Source organism: Sorangium sp. So ce124 (assembly GCF_051525235.1).
Lineage (GTDB): Bacteria > Myxococcota_A > Polyangia > Polyangiales > Polyangiaceae > Sorangium > Sorangium atrum.
In genome coordinates, this window is sequence record NZ_CP150312.1 from 12127475 (window position 1) to 12150482 (window position 23008).

Here is a 23008-nt window from a genome sequence, read left to right on the forward strand (position 1 = left end):
CGCGTCACTGCTCGTACTGCGGCACTCCGACTTCCCGACGCCCCCGCTCCGCTCGCTTGCGCTCTGCTCGGCGGTTCCACGTACCGTGGAGGTGTCGGGATCTCCCAGGTTCCTGGGGAACCCTCCCGTGCATGCCCTGCTCTCCGACCTCGGCGGGACCGCTGCACCGGACCATCAGGGCAGTGCCCATCCTTGGGCGCAGCGATGTTGCCTTCCACGTTTTCAACCGCGTCGGCTCCCGCAACAACCATAATTTCGAGGCTCAATCGCACGGCCTGCACGCTCGCTGTCTACGCTTCGCAGCCACGGTCGCCCGTGCACCACGCAAGACTCACTTCCGGCTGGTGGCCCACCTTGGCCGGGCGGGGTTCGAACCCGCTGGGTTCCACCGCGAGGTTTCCGCTCTGGTTCGCTACGTCATCGCTTCCTCCTCGCCCAGGCTTCGCCTGGCGCACTGAAAACTCCGGGAGCGTCGCGAAGGAGCCGCGCGGCGAGCAGGGCTACGGTTGGGACCCTGTGTGGATCCCGGACGGCTTCGAGCGCACGTTGGCCGAGCTCCGGAGCTCGAAATATGTCGTCAACATGCGACTTTTGCCTTTTCTCGACCTCGCCGCCGAGCTGCGTGGCACGGGCTTCGAAGGCGTGTTCGAGTCTCACGTGACCGTCGTCGCCTGCGACGAAGCCGCGTTCGCCAAGACCTGCGACGCGCTCGGCGTGAGGGCGCTGTTCATCTCGCTGCCGCGCGGCCGAACGCCGCGTCAGCCGATGACGGGTGCACACCACCGCGGCTCGCTGCAGGAGGTCCTGCTGGTCGTACATCAGCTGGCTCGCGATCTCGCGCAAGCTGGCTTCGAGGTCATCCGCACCAAGGTGGAGGCCGTCGGCCCGCACCGCGATCTGCCGCTCACGGACGAGGTGGCCGCGCGGGCGCCGCGTACCAATTATTTCGAGCACCACGCCAAGGTCGTGCTGCCGTCGCCTGATAGCGAGGCCGAGGTTTCGCGCGCATTTGCCGAGCTGGGAGCCTACATGTCGCGCGGCGCGCCGCGCGCGGACGGCGTCGAGCTCCGCTTCGTCACGCTGCGCTCGTGGGGCCTGGGGCAGGCTTCGGCCGACGCGCGCTTCGATCAGGTGCTGGCGCTCGCAGCGCGGCTCGGTCTGCCTCTGCGCAATCGTACGCGTGAGTACACCGTCTATGATTCGGCGCTCGATGTGGACATGGGGTGGATGGCTTGAGCCTGATCCGTTCGTGGCTCGAGCTCATGCAGCGCACCGAATTCGGTGCCGACGCCGTGCTGCGGGGCAGCCAGCTCACGGCGAGCTGGGTCCCCGGGCGCGTCGCGGCGGATCTCGACTTCGTTCTCATGGGCGACTGGAGCCTCGACCGCGCCACGCGCGTCGTGAATCAGCTCTTGGGGTCGAGCGAGCTGCCGGCCGAAGGCGTCGTCGCCGACCTCTGCGTCAAAGCGTGGGGCATCTGGCTCGAAACGCCCTGGCCTGGCCTGCGGCTCGAGCTTTCACGCGCCGAACGAAAGCTACAGGTCGACTTCGGTTGGGGCGAGGTGCTCGGCGTCGCTCCGCGCCCTTTCGAGCTGGAAGGTTTCACGCTGCCGGCCGTCGCACCCGAGGTGATGTTCGCCTGGAAGGTTCACTCGCTGGTGGAGCTCGGTCCGCGTGGTCGCTGGCACCCGAAGACGCTCATCGATCTGGTGCTCTTGGCTCGGCACTGCACGCTCGATCCCGTGGCCACCAAGCGCTGCGTCGAGAGCGCCTTCGCCAGCCGCGAGATGAGCCTCAGCGCGCTCGACGCTTTCTTCACGGCCGAGGATTGGGGGGCCGGCCGCAGCAGCCGTCACAAGTGGAAGAAGTACGTCGCAACGGCGCCGTGGGTCACCTTCTCGCGCACCGACGCCATCAGCGAAGCGCGCGAGGTAGTGCGGTCGTTCCTGCACCCCGTCCGCTGACGAAGCCGCGCCTGACACCGGGCGGAGCCAGGAGCGCCAGGGGGCGCCGTCACGCCGCTACCTGCACGATCCGGTCTCGATCGAGCGCGGGCGCACCGACGTGTTCTGGATGCTGTTCGGGTCGGTCACCGCGACCTCGCGACCCCAGCCGGTGAGCCCCGCGAAGGTCCCGTTGGTCGTCATGTCGAACGGCCCGTCGCTCTGACAGTCGCTGTTCTTGACGGCGCCCCACGACCAGGCGAGCCACCCCACCTCGAGCTCGACGCTCTTGGCCAGGAGCGTCTTGTAGTCGAACGGGTGCTTGCCGCACTCGTACACGGCGTGCTGCGCGAACTCGCCGACCATCAAAGGCAGGTTCAGCGCCACGGACTCCTGCAGCTCCTTCGTGATCGTGGCCCCGCTCCCGTCCGTCCACCACATGTGGACGCTGAGCAGGATGTTCGGGTCGTGCTTGACGAGCGCGGGGCCGACGGCCTGGAGCTGGTCGATGTTCTGCCCCCACTTCGAGGCGTCGATCACGAGCGGGACCGTGATGCCGGCGCCGCGCATCCGGGTGATGGCCTGCTTGTAGCCCGCCTCCCACGCCGCGTTGTCCACCTGGTCCCCGACCTCGTTGCCGATGTTGACGAGCAAGCTCTGCTCATGCTTCTTGATCACGGCGACGACATCCGCCCTCGTCCAGTAGTCGACGAGGCTCGGCAGGAGATCCCATTTCCCCGTGGCGTCGTGGAGCTCGACGATCGGAATGAGCTTCTGCGCGAGCGCGTTCGTGATGGCCTGATCGAGGCCCGCCGAGGACTCCGTGGCGAGCCAGACGATCCGCACCGCGTTGGCGCCGGTCTTCGCGATCTCCGCGAACTCCGGCAGGCCGTCGGGCCCCGACGACAGCCACACGACCATCTCGTTGATGCCCCGGAGCAGCACCTTCTCGCCGCAGCGGTCGTAGAGGAAGCGGCCGCGCACCGAGAACCCCGGCGTCTCCTGGTCACCCCCGCCCCCGGCGCCCGCGCTCGAGGTGGCGCCGCCGGCGCCGGACGTGGCCCCGCTGCCCGAGGTGGCGCCGCCGGCGCCCGACGTGGCGCCGCTGCTCGACGTGGCGCCACCGGCGCCGGACGTGACGCCGCTGCTCGACGTGGTGCCATCGGCGCCGGACGTGGCGCCCGTGGCCCCCCCGCCCGCGCCCGATGCGCCGCCGCCCGCTCCGGTCGCCTCCTGCCCCGAGCCCTGCTGGTCGTCCGAGTCGTCTCCGCATCCCGCGGAGAGGCCCAGCGCCACGAGGGCTGCTCCGGTCCAACCAGCCACCGACCCATGAAGAACGCGCATCGTGATCTCCTTCTGCCTCTCCCCTGATTGCACCTGGCGACGTCCGGCTTCGACCTGCGTGACCGCACGGTGAATCCTTCTCGTTCTGCAGGTCGAACAGGCCCTGCACGCCGCGCATCACCGCGGGCGGCGCGCAGATGGCGCAAATGACGCCCTGCATGGCCAGTCCTGGGAAGAACCCACGGCGAGGAGAGGACCTATTTTGTCCGCGGGCCCACGAGAATCAAGAAACCAAGAAACCGCGGACCGGGGCTCACAAACGACTCCTACGACATGGCCCGAGGCACGCGGGAAGCGCGGACAGGAAATCACTTAATCGGTTCATTGTCCAGCGCCACGAAGGGCGGCGCGGGGCCCCCGCGCCTATCGGGACGGGCGCGCCCCGGAGCTCGTGGAGACGGCCACATCTGTGAGCTGGCCCCCGCTTGAATTAACCGGTAAAGTCCTCCCTGCAGCGTCGAGCGCGGCGTGGGAGATCTCGCGGCGCGGTGCGCTGATACGAGGCCACGCGCCGCGGGCGCTGCGTGCATTCAGGCGGCGCGGGGGCGCACGCCGTAGCCGGCCCCGCGCACGGCCTCGACGAGGGCGTCCACGGGCGCGCTCGCCGGATCGTGCTGCACCACGACGATGCCCTCGCGCAGGCGCACGTCGACCCTGGTCACGCCGCCGCCGAGCTCGCGAAGCGCGCTGTCGATGTGGCGGACGCAGGACGGGCAGCTCATCCCGTCCACCTGGAGCATGGTCTCTTTCATGGCTCTTCCTTTCGGCGACCCACGGGCCGCTCATCCCGGGAGACGCAGCCGTCGGGGCTCATTACACCGCGCAGGAGCCGCAGCGTCCCTTCGCGCGTGGCGCGTGTGGCGCGCGTGGCGCGTGGCGCGTGGCCAAGGAGCGGCGGGTCTGCGGTGGACGCCGTGAGGCGCTCGCGTCGCGCGCCATGGTAGAATGGGCCCCCTGGAGGACAATCCGCGGACCGCCGTCGCTCTGGCCGAGGCTCCGCCGCGGCCCGGTGAATCGGATGGCTCGCCCGACCCGAATGCTTCGCGCGCTCCGCTCCGCGGTCTCGGCAGACGCGCGGCGGCCGCTCGCCGGAGAGCCGATCGGGGGTGCGCCGGGCCCGAGAGCACGGAGCGACGCGGCTATCTCCAGGACCAGGAATGGTTGGCCGCCTGGGCAGGAACAGGAAGAAAAGGCGTCGCAGCCACCCGGAGCGGCCAGCCGCCAGGGCAGCTGGTCGAGAGGCGCTCGACATCCTGGCCGAGACCGTTCACAATGCCATTAGATTTGAAATTGATTTTCAAAATCTGACGGGGCCCATGGTTTCCAGCGTTCCTCCCCAGTTTAACGTGAGCTTCGCCGATGTGGACTCGGCCGGCAGCGTGGCCGGCACGGAGGCGCGGGCGCGCGACGCCAGCGCCGCGGCTCCTGCGGGTCCGCTCTCGGAGGTGCGCGCCGGTGAGCGCGTGATCGTGGTCGAGGTCGGCCTCGACGCCGAGCTCGCCGCGTGGCTCGGCGCGATGGGGCTCGGTCCCGGCCAGACGCTCACGTCGATCCGGCGCGCGGCGTTCGGCGGCCCGCTCCACGTGCGCACCGGGTCGGGCGGGGAGCTCGCGATCAACGCGACGCTCGCGCGCTCGATCCTCGTGGCACCCCTGCCCTCGCAGCGGCGGGTCGGATGACCGCCTCGCTCGGTTGTTGTGGAGGCGCGAAGCGAGACACGGAGCGCCTCCCGGCGTCGGCCGAGCGGCCGCTCATCGCGCTGCTCGGGCGGCCGAACTCGGGCAAATCGTCGCTGTTCAACCGGCTGACCGGGGGCAGCGCGCACGTCGGCAACTTCCCAGGGATCACGGTCGACATCCTCACGGCCGACGTCCGCCTCGCGGGCGGGGCCGTCGCGACGATCGCGGATCTCCCCGGGCTCTACTCGATCGAGGCCGTCGTCGATCCAGCGACGGACGAGGGCGTCGCGCGCCGCTTCCTCGACCGCAGCGGCGCGGAAGAGCGGCCGCGCCTCGTCGTCCAGGTGGTGGACGCCACGCAGCTCGCGCTCGGGTTGCGGCTCACGCGTGAGCTCGTGCGGCGCGGGCTCGCCCCGCTCGTCGTCGCCACGCAGCGCGACGTGCTCGAGGGCGAGGGGCGAGGGCTCGACGTCGGCGCCCTCGAGCGCGCCATCGGCCTGCCGGTGCTGCTCGTGAGCGCGAGGGACCCGGCCGCGCGCGGCGTGGTGCTCGACGCGGCGGCCGCGCGGCTCGACGCGATCGCGTCGGGCGCCGTGAAGCCCCCCGGCGCCGCGGCGTGGGATCCGGATGAGGTCGCGCGCGCCGCGTACGTCGAGCCGCCGCGCCGCGACGCCGGCGCGGAGCGACGGAGGACGTTCACCGCGCGCGCGGACGCGGTGCTGCTCCACCCGGCGGCCGGCCCGGTGCTGTTCCTCGGGCTCATGGCGCTCCTCTTCGCCGCCGTGTTCCTCGTGGCCACCCCGGTCACCGAGGCGCTCGACGCGGCGATCGGTCAGCTCGGCAGCCTCGTGTCCCGCGCCCTCGGCGGGGGGCTCGCCGCCTCGTTCGTCGTCGACGGCCTGCTCGGCGGCGCGGGGACGGTGCTCGCGTTCATGCCGCAGATCGTGATCCTCACGATCGCCATGGAGCTGCTCGAGGCGAGCGGGTACCTCGCGCGCGGCGCCTTCCTCGTCGACCGCCTGCTCCAGCTGATGGGGCTGAGCGGCCGGGCGTTCCTCCCGCTGCTGATGGGGCACGCGTGCGCGGTGCCCGCCGTGCACGCCACGCGCATCCTGCGCGACCCGCGCGAGCGGCTCACGGCGATCCTCGTCCTGCCGCTCATGGCCTGCTCGGCGCGGATCCCGACCTACGCGCTCCTCCTGACGACGTTCTTCGCGGCCCACGGCCCCTGGGTGCAGGCGCTGCTCTTCGTCGCGCTCTACGTCGCCGGCATCTTCTCCGGGCTCGTCGCCTCGCTCTTGCTCCGGCGCACGGCGACCCGCGGGCGCTCGCTCCCGATGGTGCTCGAGATGCCGGCGTACCGCAGCCCCGAGCCGCGGCTCGTGGTCCGCAAGGCGGGCCAGGCGGCGTGGCGGTTCACGCGCGACGTCGGGACCGTGATCCTGGCCGTCTCGGCCGTGCTGTGGGTGCTCTTGAAGGTCCCCATGCCGGGCGCCGCGCCGCACGAGCCTCCGGCCGCCGCGGCCGAGAGCGCGGCGACGTCGCTCGAGTCGAGCATCGCCGGCAGCGTGGGGCGCGCGCTCGAGCCGGTGACCGCGCCGCTCGGGTTCGACTGGCGCATCAACGTCGGCCTCATCGGCTCGTTCGGCGCGCGCGAGGTCATGGTCGGGACGATGGGCGTCATCTTCGGCGTCGAGGACGCCGACGACGAGCCCGCGCCGCTCGCCGAGCAGATCCGCGAGGCGAAGCGCCCGGACGGGGCGCTCGCGTACTCGTCGCGCACCGGGCTCGCGCTGCTCGCGTTCTTCGTCCTGGCCTGCCAGTGCATGAGCACCGTGGCGGCGATCCGGCGCGAGACGAAGTCGTGGCGCTGGCCGGCGTTCGTCCTCGCCTACACCTACGCGGCGGCGTACGTCGCGGCGCTCGTCGTCTACCAGGGGAGCGGGCTGCTCGGGATGCGGTGAGGCGGCGCCGCGCCCGGCGGAGCGCCAGGCGGAGATCGCCGGCGCCTGCTGGAAGCCAGGGCCCGTAGCCATCGAACGTCGGCCGCGAGACCTCGACCGCGCCGAGCGCGTCGTCGAGCGTCGTCCAGGTGCCCCTCCTTGACAAATGCCACTCAGGGGCACATTCTTTCCGCTATCGCGGCTTCCCGAGGAACACCATGGAACACGACAAGGTCGCGCTCATCACGGGCGCAAACCACGGTATTGGGCTCGAGCTCACGCGTCGTCTGCTGTCGGAGGCCTTTCAGGTCATCGCGCTGAACCGCTCGGGCTTCCCCGAGGAGGATCCGTTGATCCGGGAGGGCCTCGAGCGCCGGAGGCTCCGCGTCCACAACGCGGATCTGTCCGATTTCGAGGGCCTCAGGCGGGCGCTCGGCGCCATCGAGGCGAGCGAAGAGAAGATCGACGTGCTGTTCAACAACGCCGGCGGCAGCGCCCCGGAGCTGACCTTCTCCAGGCAAGGCCGCGAGCTGCACTTCGAGCTCCAGACGGTGGTGCCGTATGTCATCGCGATGGAGCTCAGAGGGCTGCTGCGGAAGGGGGACTTGAAGACGGTCGTGAACACCTCCTCCAATGCATTCGAGATGACGAGGCGCTTCGACCCCGAAGCCCTGGAGCGCCCGGCGTCGTTCAAGCAGCTCTTCGGCCCCTACGCGACCTCCAAGCTCGCGCTCTCCCTCTGGACGCGTGAGGTGGCGCCGCTGCTCGCGGGGGACGGGATCAAGATCCGGAGCGTGGATCCCGGGCCCAACAACACGCTGAGGAAGGGAAAGCGGTCGGGGCTGCCGTTTTACGTGGAGCCGCTGATGAGGTTCCTGTTCCCGCCCCCGAGCCAGGGGGCTTCGCGGCTCTACGAGGCGGCGTTCGGCGCGAACCGGGAGCTCTCGGGCGTCTATTTGAAGAAGGACCGCGCGATGGATCTCCCGTTCCGGGAGCACGGCCCGAGGGTGCTGGAGAAGGTGCGATCCATCCACGAGCGGGAGTTCGCCGCCCGCTGATGTCCTCGAGATAGCCGCGCCGACACATATCGCCTCTCGCCAGGCCAGCGCACGTCACATCTCCTCGAGCTCCTTGCCCTTCGTCTCGGGGATGAAGGCGACGACGAACACGAGCGAGGCCGCGGCGGCGGCGGTGTAGAGCCCGTAGGCGATGCCCAGGCCGGCCGCCTTGAGCGCGGGGAACGTCGCGCTCACGAGGAAGTTCGCCAGCCACTGCGCGGCGGCCGCGATCGAGAGGGCGAGGGCGCGGATGCGGTTCTCGAACATCTCGCCGAGCAGCACCCAGGTCACCGGGCCCCAGGACGCCCCGAAGCAGAAGACATACAGGTTGGCGGCGAGCAGCGCGGCGGGGCCGGCGGCGCCCGTCAGGACGGGGTTGCCCGCGGCGTCCTCGCCCGCGGCGCCGAACACGGCCGCCATGGCGCCGAGCGTCAGCGTCATGCCGATGGATCCCGCGAGGAGCAGCGGCCTGCGGCCGACGCGGTCGACGGTCGCGATGGCGACGAGGGTTGTCACGATGTTCGTGACGCCGGTGATGACCGTGATGGCAAGCGAGCTTCGCTCGGAGAACCCGACCGCCTGCCAGAGGACGCTCGAGTAATAGAAGATGACGTTGATGCCCACGAGCTGCTGAAACGCAGAGAGGCCGATGCCGATCCAGACGATGCGGAGCAGTCCGGCGCGCCCCCGCAGATCCGCGAGCCTGGGCCGGCGCTCGGACGAGAGCGTCCTCTGGATCTCGACGAGCTTCGCCCGGGCGGACGCGCCGAGGAGGTCACGGAGCACGGCGAGCGCCTCGTCCACGCGCCCCCTCGCCACGAGGTGGCGCGGAGACTCGGGGATGAGGAGCGCGCCGAGCCCGTAGAGGAGCGCCGGTGGGATGGCGCTCCAGAACATCCATCGCCAGGCCTGTGCCCCGAGCCAGAACGGGCTCGCCGCCGAGCCAGCGGCCGTCGCGATGGCGTAATCGCCGAGCAGGGCGACGAAGATGCCGAGCACGATCGCGAGCTGCTGGAGCGATCCGAGGCGGCCGCGCAGGTGGGCCGGCGCGATCTCCGCGATGTAGGCCGGAGCGACGACGCTGGCCGCGCCGATGGCCATGCCGCCGAGCACCCTCCACGCGCTGAAGTCCCAGGGCGAGATCGCCGCCCCCGAGCCCGCCGCGCTGACGACGAACAGCAGGGAGGTCGCGATCATCGTCCGCGTCCGGCCGTAACGGTCCGCCAGCCTGCCCGCGAGCACCGCGCCGGCAGCCGCGCCGAGCAAGGCGGAGGACACGGACAGGCCCACGGTTCCCGGGTGCGCAGTGAATACCCGCTCCAGCGCGCCGACAGCGCCGTTGATCACGGCGGTGTCGAACCCGAACAGGAAGCCACCCAGCGCGGCGACGGACGCGATCAGGGCGATCCGTACCGTCGAGAGGGGCTCCTCGCCGCGTCCATCCCCCTGCTGCGCCGCGGGCTCTGCCATGCCCCCCGTGAACCACGAACCGTGCCGCCGGGACTCGTCAGCTCGACCGACGACCGCCGGCGTGACCAGCTACGGCGCCGCTGTCGGTGCCGCCACGATCGCTTCGAGGCGGCCGAGCACCACTTCGAGCCGCTCGATCGTCGCCTTCAGATCCGCCCGGTAGGCTCGATCGTCGGTGTGGACCAGCTCGTCTCGCATCCCCACGAGCCGGGTCGAAAGGGCTGTCCTCGTGTCATCCGCTTCGCGCTCGCTGAGCTCGAGATGAAGCTTGCTCATATCTCCTCCTGACTCACGATGGCATGTCCCTCGGGCGAGCGTTCGTTCACGGACGCTCCGCGCGGCTGGTTCGGGCCGCCGGCCAGCGACCCTCGCCTGCTCGCTCGCCTGGCGTTCACCGCTGCTCCTTTCGACAGTGCACGAGGTTTGCGCTGCCCGAGTTCCGGGGGGAAACATGGCGACGCGAGGCCTCGCTGTCATCGGCCGCGGCGATCGAGCAGCGCTTCGGCCCGCTCGACACCCGGCAGCAGACCGATGAGCCCGTGGACCCGAATCGCATCGACGACCTGCAGCGGGGCGCAGAACATGCAAGCCAGAGGCGCGTAGCCGCGGCGAGGCCACACCACAGGATGGGGGAATCATGCAGACGCTAGGACCCGAGGAGCGTGAACGGTTTACACAGCAGGAGAGCCCGATCGCGCCGATATCTGGCGCGCGGCGCAGGCCGGAGGAGGAGAGGGAGGCGCCGCGGATCGTGCTCGGCGGCTCGCTCGCCGAGGTGGTGTGCGGCGCGGGGGCGATCGTCCTCGCCATCCTTGGCCTGACGGGGGTCATGCCGGGAGAGCTCACCTCGATCGCCACGATCGTCTTCGGCGCCGCGCTGATCGCGCACGGCGGCGCGATCGCCTCGCGCTTCGGCGCCTTGACGCGGACCACGGCGCCCGTCGAGTGGGACACGCGCGCCGAGCTCGGCGGCGGCATGGGCGCGGAGCTCGTCGGCGGCGCGGCGGGCATCGTGCTCGGCATCCTCGCGCTCCTCGGGCTCGCCCCCGGGACGCTGACGTCGGTCGCGGTGATCGTCTTTGGCGGCACGCTGCTGCTCAGCGGCGGCGCGACGGCGGACCTCGGCGCGCTCGACGCGCGCGGCGCGCACCTGCACCTCGCCCACATCGCCCGTCAGGCGGCGATGGCCGCCGCCGGCTTGCAGTCGCTCGTCGGCGCCGGAACGGTCGTGCTCGGCATCCTCGCGCTGGTCGGCATCTATCCCATGGTGCTCACGCTCGTCGCCCTGCTCGCGCTGGGGTCGGCGATCGTCACGAGCGGATCGGCCGTCTCCGGGCGCGCGGCCGCGGCGCTTCGGCGCTGAGCCGGGGCGACGCTCCCCTCACGAGACGGCTCACCCCACCACGCGCTGGGCGACGTCCTCGATGTCCGATGCGATGCGCGCGGCGATCGGCAGCGGGCTGCGGGGCAGCGCCGACCGCCCGACGAGCGCCGCGGCGGCCGCGAGCGCGAGCAGCCCGAGCCCCACGGCGGTCGAGCGCGCCGGATGATTGCGGCGCTGCCCCACGGCCAGCGACACCATCAGCGCGTCGATGCCGGCGAGCCCCGCGACCCCCGCGACGCCGAACGCGATCGCCGAGCGCGAGAGGGCAGCGGCCGACCGGCGGAGATCGCGCCTGGCGAGCGCGAGCTCCGCGCCGAGGAGCTTCTTCGCCTCGTGGACCGCGTCGGCGGCGAGGTCCTGCGCGCTGCGATCGGTTTGTGATGGACCGATGGACGGCTGTTGTTGCATGCGGGCTCTCCCTGCCGGCGTGAGCACGCGCCGGGCGCGCCCCGGGATGCATCGTCTGCGCCCGCGCGCGCCGCGCCCGCCCGAACGCGCACCGGAGGCACGCAGCGCGGCGGGGCGGCACGGATGTCGCACGCCGCCCAGGTCGAGCTCACGCTCCGAGCTCGCGGGCGTCGCCGATCACGGCTCACCTGGCAACCGATCACGGGAACCGCCGATGAAGCATGTCGTGGGCTGGATCAGCTCCCTGCTGCTCCTCGTGACCTTCGGGTCACAGACCTACAGGGAGTGGAAGGGCGAGAAGGATAAATCGAGGAAGTACACCCTTGTCTTCTTCATCGCCGCGATCGCCGGGACGGCCGGGAACCTCATCTACAGCCTGCTCGTGAGAAACTGGGTGTTCACCGCCCTGAACGCCGCGCTGGTTGTCAACAACGCCGCCGGGCTCTGGATCGCACTCCGGCATCGGAAGCAGGCGCAGCAGGCAGGGGCGGCCTAGCGCTGCTGTGCGATGCGCTGGCGAGGAACGGCGGTTGCAGCGCGGGAGACATGGAACCGTCCACTGCAATCCGATTCGATGAGGAGAGGGTCTCCCGTCCCCTCAGCGAGCGAGGTCACGTAAGCGCCGGCGCAGGCTTCGCGGCGCCCACGAGCCCGGCCGAGCAGATCGAGCACAGCAAGCAGCGGCTCGCGGGCGACCTGGTCGCGGCACGGGCGAGGTTCCGCGGCGCCAGGAGCGAGGCAGAGCATACGGCCTGGCGCGTCGCCGTCGTTGCGGCGGCCGTGCTCGCCCTGGGTGGTGTCGCGGCGGTGGCGGTGAGCTCACGCCGCAAACGCCGGCGCGTGTGGTGGTGACGCCGCGCCTCGCAGAGGAGGCTGCGAGCGGCCTCTCCACTCTCCACGCGCGCGTCATGGCCTTGCGCGCCTCGGGAATGACCTGGCCTCGACATAGATGTGCTTCACATCGGGTCGCTGGCTCCGTATCCGCGCCTCGATCCGCTCGATCGCCTCCGCCACCTCGGAGGCCGTGAGCGCGGGGTCGAACTCGATGCACAGCACGACCAGGACGTCGTGCGGACCGAAGTGCATCGTCATCGGTCGCCCCACCTCCGACACGCCAGGATCCGCCTTGGCGAGCGCGCGGATCGCGGCAAGGAGATCCCTGTCCGCGCTCTCCCCCACGAGGAGCCCGCGGCTTTGCTGCGCGAGGAAGATCGCGACCGCCGCGAGCACGAGGCCGATGCCGATCGACGCCGCACCGTCGAGGTAGGGGTTTTCCAGGCGGTGCCCGAGCCAGACGCCGAGGAAGGCGATGGCGAGCCCGGCGAGCGCCGCGGAGTCCTCCAGGACGATGGTGAACGTCGTCGGGTCCTTGCTGGATCGCATCGCCGCGAGGTAGCCCTGTCCGTCCTTCTTCTTGAACTCGTGGACCGAGATGGCGAGCGACGTTCCCTCGAAGAGGGCCGCTGCGCCGAGGACGACGTAGTTCCACGTCGGATCCTCGATCGGGCGCGGGCGCAGGAGGTGCAAGATCCCTTCGTAGATCGAGACGCCGCCGCCCGCGGCGAAGATCATGAGGGCGACGATCAGCGTCCAGAAGTAGAGCTCCTTGCCGTGGCCGAACGGGTGATCGGCATCGGCCGGGCGGGCGCTCCGGTGCTTGCCGAGCAGGAGGAGGAGCCCGTCGGCGGTATCGACGAGAGAGTGCACACCCTCGGAGAGCATCGCCGAGCTGCCGGTCACGGCGGCGGCGATGAACTTGACCGCCGCGATCGCCACGTTGGCGCCGACGGCGCCATAGATGGCGATCCTCGACCCTTCCCTCATGCGCCGCCGATCCTCCCAGCGATGTGCAGGCCGCGCCAGGCGCTCTCATGTCGTGAAGTCGTGAAGTCGTGAAGTCGTGAAGTCGTGAAGTCGTGAAGTCGTGAAGTCGTGAAGGGAGAGCCCTGCTCGCACGGCGGCCGCACGGACGCGATCGTCGCTGGAGGAGAGCGCGCAGGGTTGATGGGATAGGCCTTCGAGGCAGGACGCTGGGGGCTCCTGGCTACCCGACCGACGTCGGCCCGATGACGGCAGCAGACGACGGGGATCGAGGGCTGCTCTGCTTCTCGACGGTGATGAGCAGATCGAAGTTGGCATGCGGCACGCTCATCTGGGCCAGCTTGCCTCTTCGGCTGTCAGCATTGTAGTCGAGCACTCCGACCCGTTTCCACGGAGACTCGGGGCTCGGGCGCTGCCAGACCACGAAATGTTCGCTGCCGGCCTCGATCCGCTCGGGCGGCGAGAGGTGAACGACGTCCACCACGAGCCGTGTGGTCGCGGCGTCGGAGTCGATGTCGGCGGTGATGTGCGCATCGGCGCCGGGCGCGAGCCGCGTGCCATGAACGGTTTGCTCGCTCGGACCGCCGCAGCCCGCGAGGGCCATGCTCGCGAGAAGACCGAGCGTGAGCCCTATCCGGCGGCCGGTTCGTCGCCCCATGTCAGTGTGTTTCATATCGCCACCTCGATCGCCTCTCTGCTACACGGCAGACCGACTGCCCCCCTCGGGCGTCGCGTCCGGGCTGGCCGGTGCCACAGCCTCTCGGCTGCATCGTGGCAATTTCAGCAAGCATCATGCCGAGGTGGGATGTGCGTCGGCGGGTGGCGGCGAAACGAGGACATCCACGACCGCGCAGCGCTCACTCCGGCCTGCCGAGGCGTCGGCGGGCGTCGTGATGTCATACGACCATCGGGCGGACGCGGTGAGCCGTCGCAGAGGGCTACATCTCAGGCCGGAGCAACGGGCCGGAGCTGCAGACGATGGACGATGAGATGGCCTGCCTGTTGGATCGGGTCGGGCGGGATGGCGCGATCGCGGAGCCGGGCGCGCAAGCGGGCTGCGACGTCGAGGCCCGTCGCTCGCGCAAGCGGCGCCCCGCCGAACCTGAGCAGCCGCGCTCCGACGCTCTCTCGTGACCCGTCTTCACGAGGAGCGTACAGCCCCGGGGATCCAGGCGACCACGGCAGCGAGACCGGGTTGCAGATCAGCGCTCTGATCCGTCGAGGCCCAAACCCGGGCATGCCGTCGTGCGCCATCTTCAGGTTGTCCACGATGAGCACGTCGCCGCGTCTCCAGGAGAAACACGAGAACCGATCCCGCATCGCCCTGACCAGCCGCTCGACGCCCTCCTCGGCGAACGCCCCCTCGATGCGCGCGGTGATGTCCGCGGCGTCCGGCTCGCGGTTCCCTCGCTCCGTGAGACTCCGGTAGAGCGCGCCGATTGCGTATCTCGGCGCTCGCAGGAGAGTGCCTGTCTGGCCCAGCAGCTCGAGCCACGGGTACCGCCAGGCGAGCCTGTGGGCGGTCCACCGGGGAGCTGCATAGTCGGGCGCGAACGCGCGCCGGAGCGCGCGAGGGAGCCCCAGGTGATTGAACTCGTACGAGAAGCTGGTGACGAGCGCGCGCTCCCCGGTCCGCGGGTGCTCGAGGACGCTCGGCTTGTACAGCAAGACCGAGCGCTCGCCGCGCACGAGCCCCGTCGGCAACTCGACCTCCGCGCAGAACGCCTCCACCCGCTCCGCCGAGATCCGATACCGGGCGGCGACCGCCGCGACGGGCCACGCGTTGGCGAGGAACGCCCTCTGCTGGAGCCTCGCCTTCACGCCCTCCGAGAGATCCTCGTACACCCCCGCGCTGTTGATCAGACCGGTCTCGCCCCCCAGGCGCGCCGGCACCTCGCAGAAGAACGAGACGAACCTCGGCACGTCGGGGACATGGTAGTTTTCGCCGTGGAAGCAGTTGAACTGAAGCGCCCCGCCCGTTTTGTACAGCGCGTTCGTGTGCAGCACGAAGCGCGCGCCGTCCACGATCGTGCGACCGGGCTCGGACATGAAGACGTCGCGGATCCCTCGTAACCCCTGGATGCTCAGGACGACATCCTCGAAGCTGGAGGGCGAGCCGATATCGAAACCCCGCAGCAAGATGGCGCCGTGGGCGGCGATGTCCCCGATGATCTCGGAGGAGTGGGATGCCAGGAGCTCCTTCAGGAATCCGACGCTGGTCGACCTCCGTGGCTCGATGACCAGAGGCGTGTGCGCCTCTCGGGTCTTCATGGCTCGTTCTGCGTCGTCGAGCAACCTCGTACTCACGCCGTGGTATGCGGACAGCATCGTCAGGGACTCCTCTCCTGTCATGCGAATGCTCGAGCGGCCAGGGACCTGGCCCGCTCACGCGTGCCCATCAGCTCACGGGCGCACGCTCGCCGATGTATTGCCCCTTGAAATAACCCCGGAAGTCCGCGGGGACGAACCAGAAGATCATGACCGCGCAGCCGTGTCCCTGAAGCCGGTCACGCCAGTGGGGGACATGAGGGTCGAAGAGCGCCGCGTCGCCCGCGCGCAGGAGCAGCCGCTCCGTCCGCCCGTTGGCGCTGAGACAGAGCGGCCACGCGTCGCTCCGGCCCACCTCGGGCTCGGTGTCGATCAGGACCGACATCGCGTGCGTCGCCCCGACCTCCTGCCCGTCCGTATGCCTCCCGAGGAACGCGCCCTCCCTGTACACGGCGAAGAAGTTCGAGACCGGCTTCACGGGGCTCGGAAGGAACCGGTTGAGGATGCTACACGCCTGCTCCTGGAGGAACCACGAGGCGTCCTCGTCGTGCAGGTAATATCTCCCCTTGGTGTCGTAATCGTCGTCATACCTCAGGTAGCGCTCGTCGTACATCTTGCGGCAATACCTGCGCCACAACGCGAGCTGGAGTGGGTGCAACATGTCCGGAATGAGCGCGCACCGCCGGCGCCTGAGGCTCTCGCGCGCCGAATCGAACCGCTCTCTCCACTCCCGTCCGCGCCTCGCCTCGTCATCCTTCGGGACCAGGACATCCATCCTGGAGAGAAGAGCCAGGACATCCGAGTCCAGGTCAGCCGGGGACCGCCTGCCTTCAACCAGCGCCTGGACGATCTCCTTGTGCTCGGGCCTGAGCCAGTAGATGGACAGCGCCCTCGTGATGGGATCGCCAACCCAGAGATCAGGCAGGTCCTCGGAGACCCAGCGGGGCCGGCCGACACGGGCGACGAGCTCGCCCGGGACGCGGGCGCCGCGCTGGACGATGATCTCCCTGTTCAGGACGAGGCCCCCGGCCGCCGCCTGCCTCTCCGACGCCGCCCTCGACCCCCGTGGGACCAGATCGGTCAGGTCCTCGACCCGGCACGCGAGGAGCCCGTTCGCCCTCGGCGCCTCGCGGCTCGGCACCAGGAACCCCACGTCGACCAGCTTCGACACCGGCAAAGGCGCCGGCCGGGGCACGCGGACGGCGGCCCCCCCGGCCGCCACGCTGGCCAGGATGGCGCTGCAGAACGCGTAGTCCTTCCTGGCCTCGAAGACCCTCTCCACGGGCGGCTGATTCAACGTCTTCGTGGACAGGAACATACCGACCCTCATCCTGGGATTGCCGGCCAATCGCCGCCCCGCGCGGACGAACGACGGCTCGCGGCGCCGGCCGACGAGGCCGAGCAGCTTGCGCCTGAGCCTGTCCCGGAGGGACAGGGAGTCGCTCGGCACGAGCACGCCCACGTCGAGCAGGTCGCGCAACGCGTCCTCTGGGAGGTGGTCGAGATCCCCGCCCGTCAGCTGTCCGGCGCCGAGGTCCAGCAAGAAGCGGCTGAGCTCCGGTCGCTCCCCCGCGTCGCAGCTCAAGAGGAAGAGGCGCCGCTTGATGTCCCGCTTCTTCGAGGGCAGGATCGCTACCTTGACCGTGGCTCTAGGGTTGACGAGCAGATCGTCATCACCTTCGCTGTTCATCGCATCCGTCCTTCAACATCAAACCGGCCAGAGACCCAGCCGCCTTCAGCGCCTCTCGAAGTCCCCGCCGCCGCGATCGGCGACCGGAGCGACGGCGGGCGAGAGCACGACCACGCGCTGAGACCACAGCGCAGAGATCTCGGCGATCATGGCGTCCACGCCGGGAAATGCGCGCCGTCCCTCGGCACGGGCCAGGAGCGCGCCCAGCGTCGTCTTGCCGTCAGCGCCGCTCAGCGCGTGAAAAGCGGCCTCCGACAGGGGAACGTTGTGCATCTCCGCGGCGACGTTGACACACTCATGTCGCGTGAGGAGCCCGCCGGGCTCGTAGCCCCGCGTGCTCCTCACGCGGATGTGGCGCGGCAAGGCGACCAGCATCCGCTTCATCGCTTCCGACGTCGCTCCGGGCCTCTTCGTCACGAGGTAATCGCCGACGACGAGGTGATCCAGCTTGGTCGTCAAGAAGCTCACGATCGCGTCATGGACCGAGTCCACGATGGGCTCGACGTTGTTGTTGAACGATGTGTTCAACAGGACATAGACGCCCGTGATGTCGCCGAACGCCTTGATGAGCTCCCAGTATCTGCGGTTCTCATCGCGGGAGACGGTCTGGATCCTGGCGCTTCCGTCGACGTGCGTGATCGCCCCGAGCGCGGCCCTGGCGTGCTCCTTTACCTCGACGACGAAGTTCATGTACGGCAGCCGCTTCTGCTGCCCGGGCACCAGGAAGTAGTCCTCGATCCGCTCCTCGAGGACGGACGGCGCGAACGGCCGATAGTCCTCCCGCTTCTTGACCATCTCGTTGATGATGCGTTTGTTGCTCGCGGGGCGCGGATCGGCGATGATGCTCCTGTTGCCGAGCGCCCTCGGGCCAAACTCCGATCGGCCCTGCACCCAGCCGATCACCTTGCCGCGCGCCAGGAGCTCGGCCGCGCGCTCGGCGGTCCTGTCCAGCTTCACGTGGTCGACCCAGTCGCCCCACCGGCGCAGCTCCGCGCCGATCGCGTCGCCGGCTCCGATGTCTGCGCCCCAGTAGACGTGCCCGAGCCGCTTGAACACATCAGGCTGTCGATGGCGCGCGTGCACGGTCAGCGCGGCGCCCAGCGCGCAGCCCGCGTCGTGCGCGGCTGGCTGGACGAAGACCTCGTCGAACAGGCCGGATCTCAGTATCTTGCCGTTCAGAGTACAGTTGTGAGCGACGCCTCCTGCGAGGCAGACGCGCCGCTCGCCCGTCTCGCGCCGCCAGTGCTCCAGGATGTGAAACGCGATCCTCTCGAGCGTCTCCTGAAGCGAGGCGGCCAGATCCTTGTGCTCCTGCGCGAACTCCTCGCCCCTCCCTCTTGGCTGGCAGACCTGGAACAGGACCATCAGCCGCTCGAGGTGCACGTCGTACTCGCCATCCGGCTTCAGCGTGCAGAGCGGGTCGAACAGGCGCCTGTAGCGCGCGGGATCCCCGTAGGGCGCTAGCCCCATTACCTTGTACTCATCGAAGATTTCGTAGCCCAGGAATCGAATGGCGTTGACGTAGAGCTTCCCGAGCGACGCCTTTTCCGTGTAGCTGGTAAGCTTCGTCAGCTCGTGCCCGCGCCCCGTCCACACCGTCCCCGAGAGGCCGTCTCCCAGGCCATCCCACGTGACGACGAGGCTGCTCTCGAACCCGGCCGTGCCGAAGGCGCTCATCGCGTGCCCCGTGTGGTGATGCACGAACTCCAGCCGATCGGGCGGCAGCTCGAAGCCGAGATGGCGCTCGAACAGGCCCTGGATCGCGGCACGCGCCGGCACGGGGGATTTCAGCTTCGTGTTCTGGTGCCAGCGAAATAACATCGCACGGTCGACGGACTCCTCGGCCGAAGAGAACACCCACCGATCCACGTCCTCTGGCCCGATGCCGGCGACGTCCAGGCAGGCTCGGATCGCGCTCAGCGGAGCCTTGTTCGTATGTTTTATGCGGGTCAACCGCTCCTCCTCAACGCCCGCGACGACGTTTCCGTCCTCGAGGAGGACCGCCGCCGCATCGTGAGCGATGTTGCTCGGGGCGCTGAGCTCATTCGAGTAGACGGGATCGACGCCGCCGTTAAACCCCATGATGTACATCGTGGCTACTCCGATGCATGCCTTCCTCCGCGGAGGGGCCTGTGATGAGCAATCGACGCCTGGCGCCCCAGGCGCGCGCCGGGGACCAGGCAACGAGCAGGCCAGATGGCTGCGGGCGCGCTCGGCGCAGTTCGAGCAGAAATGACGATCGCGCGGAAGGTCGCGCAGCGTGACATGTCACGCTCAACCCGTGACATGTCACGCTCGACCCGTGACATGTCACGCTCGATCCGGGGCATCGTTCCATGACATTTCGCGCTCGGCGGCCCGCTCGCTGAGGGAATTGCCGCCCAAACCGCCCTTCCGCACGCGTGGCGAGGTTGGCCCGAGCATTGCTGAGAGCCCACGCGCCCTGGATGACTCGCCGTGGTGGTGAGCGAGGGAGAAACGTCGTACAGAGGCCGCGACGCCTCGCGAAGCGGTCGGCCCCGCGCGTGTGCGGGGTTCACTGGAGCGCCTCCCGCGAAGAACGCGCGCGCGTCGCTGAAGGGGGCGACCGCGCTCTGGAAGGTCGAGCGATGATCGTCAATTCCGAGACCGCGCCGTCGTCGCAATCACCGGACACGGACCCCGAGGGGCTCGCCGTGCTCCAGCCAGGTGCAGCGCAGCTGGCGAGCGCCGGGGCGCCGGGCAGCCTGACGAAGCGGGTCGAGCAGCTGGCGCGGGCGATGCGCGAGACGCCGCTCGTCCGTATCGAGCGGCCAGGGCTCAAGCTCTTCGCCAAGCTCGAGTACCAGAACCTCGTCGGCAGCGTGAAGGATCGGTCGGCGCTCTGGATCCTCAAGTCAGCGATCGCCCGCGGCGAGATCGATCAAGGCACGACCGTGGTCGAATCGTCGTCGGGGAACTTCGCGGTCGCGGCCGCGGTGTACTGCTGGATGCTCGGGTTGAGCTTCGTGCCAGTCATCGATCCCGGCATCTCGCGCATCAACGAGGCGGTGCTGCGCTCGGCCTGCGAGTCGGTCATCAAGGTCCATGTGCCGGATGAGACGGGCGGGTTCCTCAGGACGCGCCTTGCGAAGGTCCGGGAGCTCTGCGCGAGCTCGCCGCGGACCTTCTGGACGAACCAGTACAGCAACATCGACGGCATGCTCGGGCATTACCACCTCACTGGCGCGGAGATCTGCGAAGCGCTCCCTCACGTGGACTACGTGTTCGTGAGCGTCAGCTCCGGCGGCACGATCGCCGGCGTCTCGCGGCGGGTGAAGGAGCGGTTCCCGGGCGTGAAGGTGATCGCCGTCGACGCGGAGGGCTCGATCATCTTCGGAGGACGGCCCAAGAAGCGAGTCATCCCGGGCATCGGCGCGAGCGTCGTCCCCGACCTGCTCCGGCAGGCGCTCATCGACGACGTGGTGATCGTGCGCGAGGTGGACACGATCGCCGCTTGCCGCGAGCTGCTCGTGCGCCATCGTCTCTTCCTCGGCGGCTCGTCAGGCACGACCTACCACGCGGTGAACCAGTACTTCTCCGGACCGAGGAGCGGGACGTACGAGCCGTCCGTGGTCATGCTGTGCGCCGATCGGGGGGCGGCCTACATCGACACGATCTACGACGACGCCTGGTGCGCGCAGATCGCGGAGGCGAGCTGAGCGTGGATCTCCGGGCCGACGTGAGCAGACGAGAGGAATACCGGGGCCGCCGTGCCGCGGCGGCCGCGAGGCCGCCCCTGCGCGGCGCCCCCGACGCATGAGCTTTCAACCCAGCAACTCGCGAGTGAACCCAGCATGACACTGAATCCCAGCCACGGCGCGCGAGGCGCGAACGACGCACAGCCCGACGATGCTCTCGCGAGCGCCGAGGTGCTCCGGCCGCAGCCCGTCCCCGGAGCGTCGAATCAGCTCCACGAGGTGATGCAGGCCTTCGACGGCGGCCTCTCTCTGGAGGACTTCCAGCGCGGAGTGCGGGTCCAAGTGAACTCGTTCGCCACCTTCACCCGCGTGCGGGCCCGGAACGGGATCAACGGCCTGGTCGTCACCGTGCCAGTGAAGGGCAAGGGGCTCAAGATCTTCCCTGTCTCCGAGAGGGTTCACCCGGAGCTCTACGCGATGCTCGACAGCGGGCTCCTCGTGAGACCCGAGGAGATGCCTCAAAAGGTCCTCTTCCACTGCTTCCTCGACGACCCTCCCCAGGAGCTCCTCCCTCGGGTGTCGGCGCCCTCGGCGGGCCGCGGCGGGGAGGCGCACGAGCTGATCGTCAACCCGAGCTTCCTCTACCAGCAGGGTGACGAGATCCCGGACCCCATCCGTGTCCGTACCGCCTACTGGCCGGCGACCGACGTCCTCCACGGCTATCCGCTGGCATGGATCGAGGACCCGGGCACGCGGGTGCTCTTTCCCTACTGGGTCAGGGCCCGGTATGCGGAGATCCTGCCCTCCTTCGTCCCGGGGGAGCCCGCCCCGCGCGACCTCGATCCCGATCTCCTCGAGCGCCTCCAGCAGGCGCACATCCTCGTCCCGGGCGACTTCGTCGAGAGGCGGCAGGCGGCGTGGAGGCGGGTGCGCGAGGACGCCAGGCGACAGCTCGACGAGGTGGGGTACGCCGTCATGCGCGGAGTCCTCCACCCGTTCGTGATGGCGGCCATGCGCAGGTATTACCGGCGGCTGCTCGCCGAGGGGCACATCCCGTTCGGCGACACCGTGCAGCGGTACTGGCAGCATAACGAGCGCATCGCTCGCTACTTCCACCATCAGCTGGCGGACCTGATGGGCGACTCGATCGGCGGCGCGCGCAAGCCATCGTACTGCTACTTCGCCTCGTACGTGCCGGGCGCGGTGCTGGAGCGGCACGTGGACCGGGTGCAGTGCGAGATCAGCACCACGTTTCTCGTGGATTACCAGCCGGATCCGGCGAGCACGTCGCCCTGGCCGATCGGGCTGGAGGTCCAAAAGCCCGAGAAGAGGGACATCGTCGTCCATCAGGCGCCGGGCGACGCGCTGCTTTACAAGGGCGCGGAGCTCCCGCACTTCCGCGACGCGCTGCCGGACGGCCACGCGTCGACATCCATCTTCTTTCACTACGTGCCCGCCGATTTCGGCGGATCGCTCCTGTAGTCGCGCGCGCCGCGGAGGGACACCGCCGCCTGCGCCGCTCAGCCTTGAGGGAGCCGCGTCAGCTCATGAATGGAAGAGATCGCCTCGAACCCCAGCCGCCGGTACATCTCCTTCGGCCAGTCGTCCGCGATGGCGTTGATAAAGATGAGCCGGTGGGCGCTCCGCTGAGCGGCCTCGACCGCCGTCCGCACCACAGCCCCGGCGTAGCCCCGTCCGCGGTGCTCCTCCAGCGTCGCCACCTCCTCGATCTGCGCCACCGCGCCGCCCTCGTAGAGATCGCACGAGCTCACGACGCGTCCATCCATGATGACGCCGAAGTGGCGCAGGCGCGCCGCCCGGCCCACGAGGAGGTTGCGGTCGACGAGCTGCCGCACCACCTCGGCGCCCTTCCCATGTTTGAGGCGCCGCACCGTCTCCTCGACCATCGGACGGGCGGTGCTCCAGTCGAGCTCGCGGACGAGCTGCGCGCCGGCGCGCCCGGCAGGCAGCGCTCGATGCACCATGACCAGGTCCCGCCGCGCGACCCAGCCCATGGCCACGAAGTCGGGAGCCAGCCGGAGGCCGGTGCGTTCGTCCTCGACGGTGATGCTGCGGTGCGCGTGCCCCGCGGCGCCGAGGAGATCGTCGCAGATCGCGGCGAGCTCCGCCGCCCGCACCTCGTCTCCCGCCTCCTCCAGCCGAAGCCGGTTGTGGCTGAACGAGAGGCGGAATTCATCATTGAACAGCGCAGTTCCACCCGGGAACCGCTCCAGGCGGGTGGAGGCCCGGTCCTGGAGCAGCCGGCGGAACGAGATCACCTGTGCGAGCTCAGTGGTCATGTCCCGTTCATGGCACAGCCATGAGCGCGCGCCCACTCCCA

At 69.7% G+C, this 23008-nt stretch carries 20 protein-coding genes; 9 read left to right on the plus strand and 11 right to left on the minus strand.

All coding sequences use genetic code 11. The features are described from left to right. Positions 1-204 precede the first annotated feature (204 nt). Positions 205-1236, plus strand: a complete 1032-nt coding sequence (locus tag WMF19_RS45550; RefSeq protein ID WP_437896067.1) for a non-canonical purine NTP pyrophosphatase — start codon at positions 205-207, stop codon at positions 1234-1236. Beyond that, complete coding sequence (locus tag WMF19_RS45555) at positions 1233-1964, plus strand: nucleotidyl transferase AbiEii/AbiGii toxin family protein (protein WP_437896068.1); 732 nt, start codon at positions 1233-1235, stop codon at positions 1962-1964. The genes WMF19_RS45550 and WMF19_RS45555 overlap by 4 nt, the downstream gene beginning before the upstream one ends. A gap of 57 nt (positions 1965-2021) precedes the next feature. Here the strand turns inward: WMF19_RS45555 and WMF19_RS45560 are convergent, their stop codons facing one another. Further along, the gene (locus WMF19_RS45560; protein ID WP_437896069.1) at positions 2022-3287 is read right to left on the minus strand and encodes a cellulase family glycosylhydrolase; all 1266 of its coding nucleotides are present in this window, start codon (positions 3285-3287) and stop codon (positions 2022-2024) included. A gap of 530 nt (positions 3288-3817) precedes the next feature. Next, complete coding sequence (locus WMF19_RS45565; RefSeq protein ID WP_272101976.1) at positions 3818-4039, minus strand: heavy-metal-associated domain-containing protein; 222 nt, start codon at positions 4037-4039, stop codon at positions 3818-3820. A gap of 405 nt (positions 4040-4444) precedes the next feature. Between WMF19_RS45565 and WMF19_RS45570 the strand changes: the two genes are divergently transcribed. The 3 genes from WMF19_RS45570 to WMF19_RS45580 all read left to right on the plus strand — a co-directional run bounded on the left by WMF19_RS45570 (position 4445) and on the right by WMF19_RS45580 (position 7967). Beyond that, the gene (locus WMF19_RS45570; protein ID WP_437896070.1) at positions 4445-4966 is read left to right on the plus strand and encodes a FeoA family protein; all 522 of its coding nucleotides are present in this window, start codon (positions 4445-4447) and stop codon (positions 4964-4966) included. Further along, positions 4963-6930, plus strand: coding sequence for a ferrous iron transporter B (feoB, locus tag WMF19_RS45575; RefSeq protein WP_437896071.1), 1968 nt, complete (start codon positions 4963-4965; stop codon positions 6928-6930). Before WMF19_RS45570 ends, feoB begins: the two co-directional genes overlap by 4 nt. A 197-nt stretch (positions 6931-7127) precedes the next feature. Next, complete coding sequence (locus tag WMF19_RS45580; protein ID WP_437896072.1) at positions 7128-7967, plus strand: SDR family NAD(P)-dependent oxidoreductase; 840 nt, start codon at positions 7128-7130, stop codon at positions 7965-7967. 54 nt (positions 7968-8021) lie between these two features. On the opposite strand, the gene WMF19_RS45585 is transcribed toward WMF19_RS45580, so the two are convergent. Next, positions 8022-9437, minus strand: a complete 1416-nt coding sequence (locus tag WMF19_RS45585; protein ID WP_437896073.1) for a sugar porter family MFS transporter — start codon at positions 9435-9437, stop codon at positions 8022-8024. Between the two features lie 69 nt (positions 9438-9506). Beyond that, positions 9507-9713, minus strand: coding sequence for a hypothetical protein (locus WMF19_RS45590; protein ID WP_272101971.1), 207 nt, complete (start codon positions 9711-9713; stop codon positions 9507-9509). Between the two features lie 361 nt (positions 9714-10074). Between WMF19_RS45590 and WMF19_RS45595 the strand changes: the two genes are divergently transcribed. Continuing rightward, positions 10075-10800 (plus strand): hypothetical protein, encoded by a 726-nt coding sequence (locus tag WMF19_RS45595; protein ID WP_272101970.1) that lies wholly within the window; start codon positions 10075-10077, stop codon positions 10798-10800. A 30-nt stretch (positions 10801-10830) separates the two neighbouring features. Here WMF19_RS45595 and WMF19_RS45600 read toward each other — a convergent pair whose 3' ends face one another. Next, positions 10831-11229, minus strand: coding sequence for a phage holin family protein (locus WMF19_RS45600; RefSeq protein WP_437325859.1), 399 nt, complete (start codon positions 11227-11229; stop codon positions 10831-10833). A gap of 214 nt (positions 11230-11443) precedes the next feature. Here WMF19_RS45600 and WMF19_RS45605 point away from each other — a divergent pair, with 214 nt between their 5' ends. Beyond that, a complete protein-coding gene (locus WMF19_RS45605; protein WP_437896074.1) occupies positions 11444-11725 on the plus strand; it encodes a hypothetical protein in 282 nt (93 codons plus the stop codon). Between the two features lie 410 nt (positions 11726-12135). On the opposite strand, the gene WMF19_RS45610 is transcribed toward WMF19_RS45605, so the two are convergent. The 5 genes from WMF19_RS45610 to WMF19_RS45630 all read right to left on the minus strand — a co-directional run bounded on the left by WMF19_RS45610 (position 12136) and on the right by WMF19_RS45630 (position 19090). Continuing rightward, on the minus strand, positions 12136-13053 hold the full coding sequence (locus WMF19_RS45610) for a cation diffusion facilitator family transporter (RefSeq protein WP_437896075.1): 918 nt from the start codon (positions 13051-13053) through the stop codon (positions 12136-12138). A gap of 220 nt (positions 13054-13273) precedes the next feature. Further along, positions 13274-13723, minus strand: coding sequence for a hypothetical protein (locus WMF19_RS45615; RefSeq protein WP_437896076.1), 450 nt, complete (start codon positions 13721-13723; stop codon positions 13274-13276). A gap of 272 nt (positions 13724-13995) precedes the next feature. Beyond that, positions 13996-15321, minus strand: coding sequence for a TauD/TfdA family dioxygenase (locus tag WMF19_RS45620; protein ID WP_437896077.1), 1326 nt, complete (start codon positions 15319-15321; stop codon positions 13996-13998). A 127-nt stretch (positions 15322-15448) separates the two neighbouring features. After that, positions 15449-17008 (minus strand): hypothetical protein, encoded by a 1560-nt coding sequence (locus tag WMF19_RS45625; RefSeq protein WP_437896078.1) that lies wholly within the window; start codon positions 17006-17008, stop codon positions 15449-15451. A 45-nt stretch (positions 17009-17053) separates the two neighbouring features. Beyond that, complete coding sequence (locus WMF19_RS45630; RefSeq protein WP_437896079.1) at positions 17054-19090, minus strand: carbamoyltransferase family protein; 2037 nt, start codon at positions 19088-19090, stop codon at positions 17054-17056. 527 nt (positions 19091-19617) lie between these two features. Between WMF19_RS45630 and sbnA the strand changes: the two genes are divergently transcribed. Together sbnA and WMF19_RS45640 are read left to right on the plus strand one after the other, a co-directional pair. Beyond that, the gene (gene sbnA / locus WMF19_RS45635) at positions 19618-20688 is read left to right on the plus strand and encodes a 2,3-diaminopropionate biosynthesis protein SbnA (protein WP_437896081.1); all 1071 of its coding nucleotides are present in this window, start codon (positions 19618-19620) and stop codon (positions 20686-20688) included. Positions 20689-20823: 135 nt separating this feature from the next. Further along, the gene (locus WMF19_RS45640; protein WP_437896082.1) at positions 20824-22149 is read left to right on the plus strand and encodes a hypothetical protein; all 1326 of its coding nucleotides are present in this window, start codon (positions 20824-20826) and stop codon (positions 22147-22149) included. 38 nt (positions 22150-22187) lie between these two features. Here the strand turns inward: WMF19_RS45640 and WMF19_RS45645 are convergent, their stop codons facing one another. Beyond that, entirely contained in the window at positions 22188-22967 is a 780-nt protein-coding gene (locus WMF19_RS45645; protein WP_437896083.1) for a GNAT family N-acetyltransferase, read from the minus strand. Positions 22968-23008 lie beyond the last annotated feature (41 nt).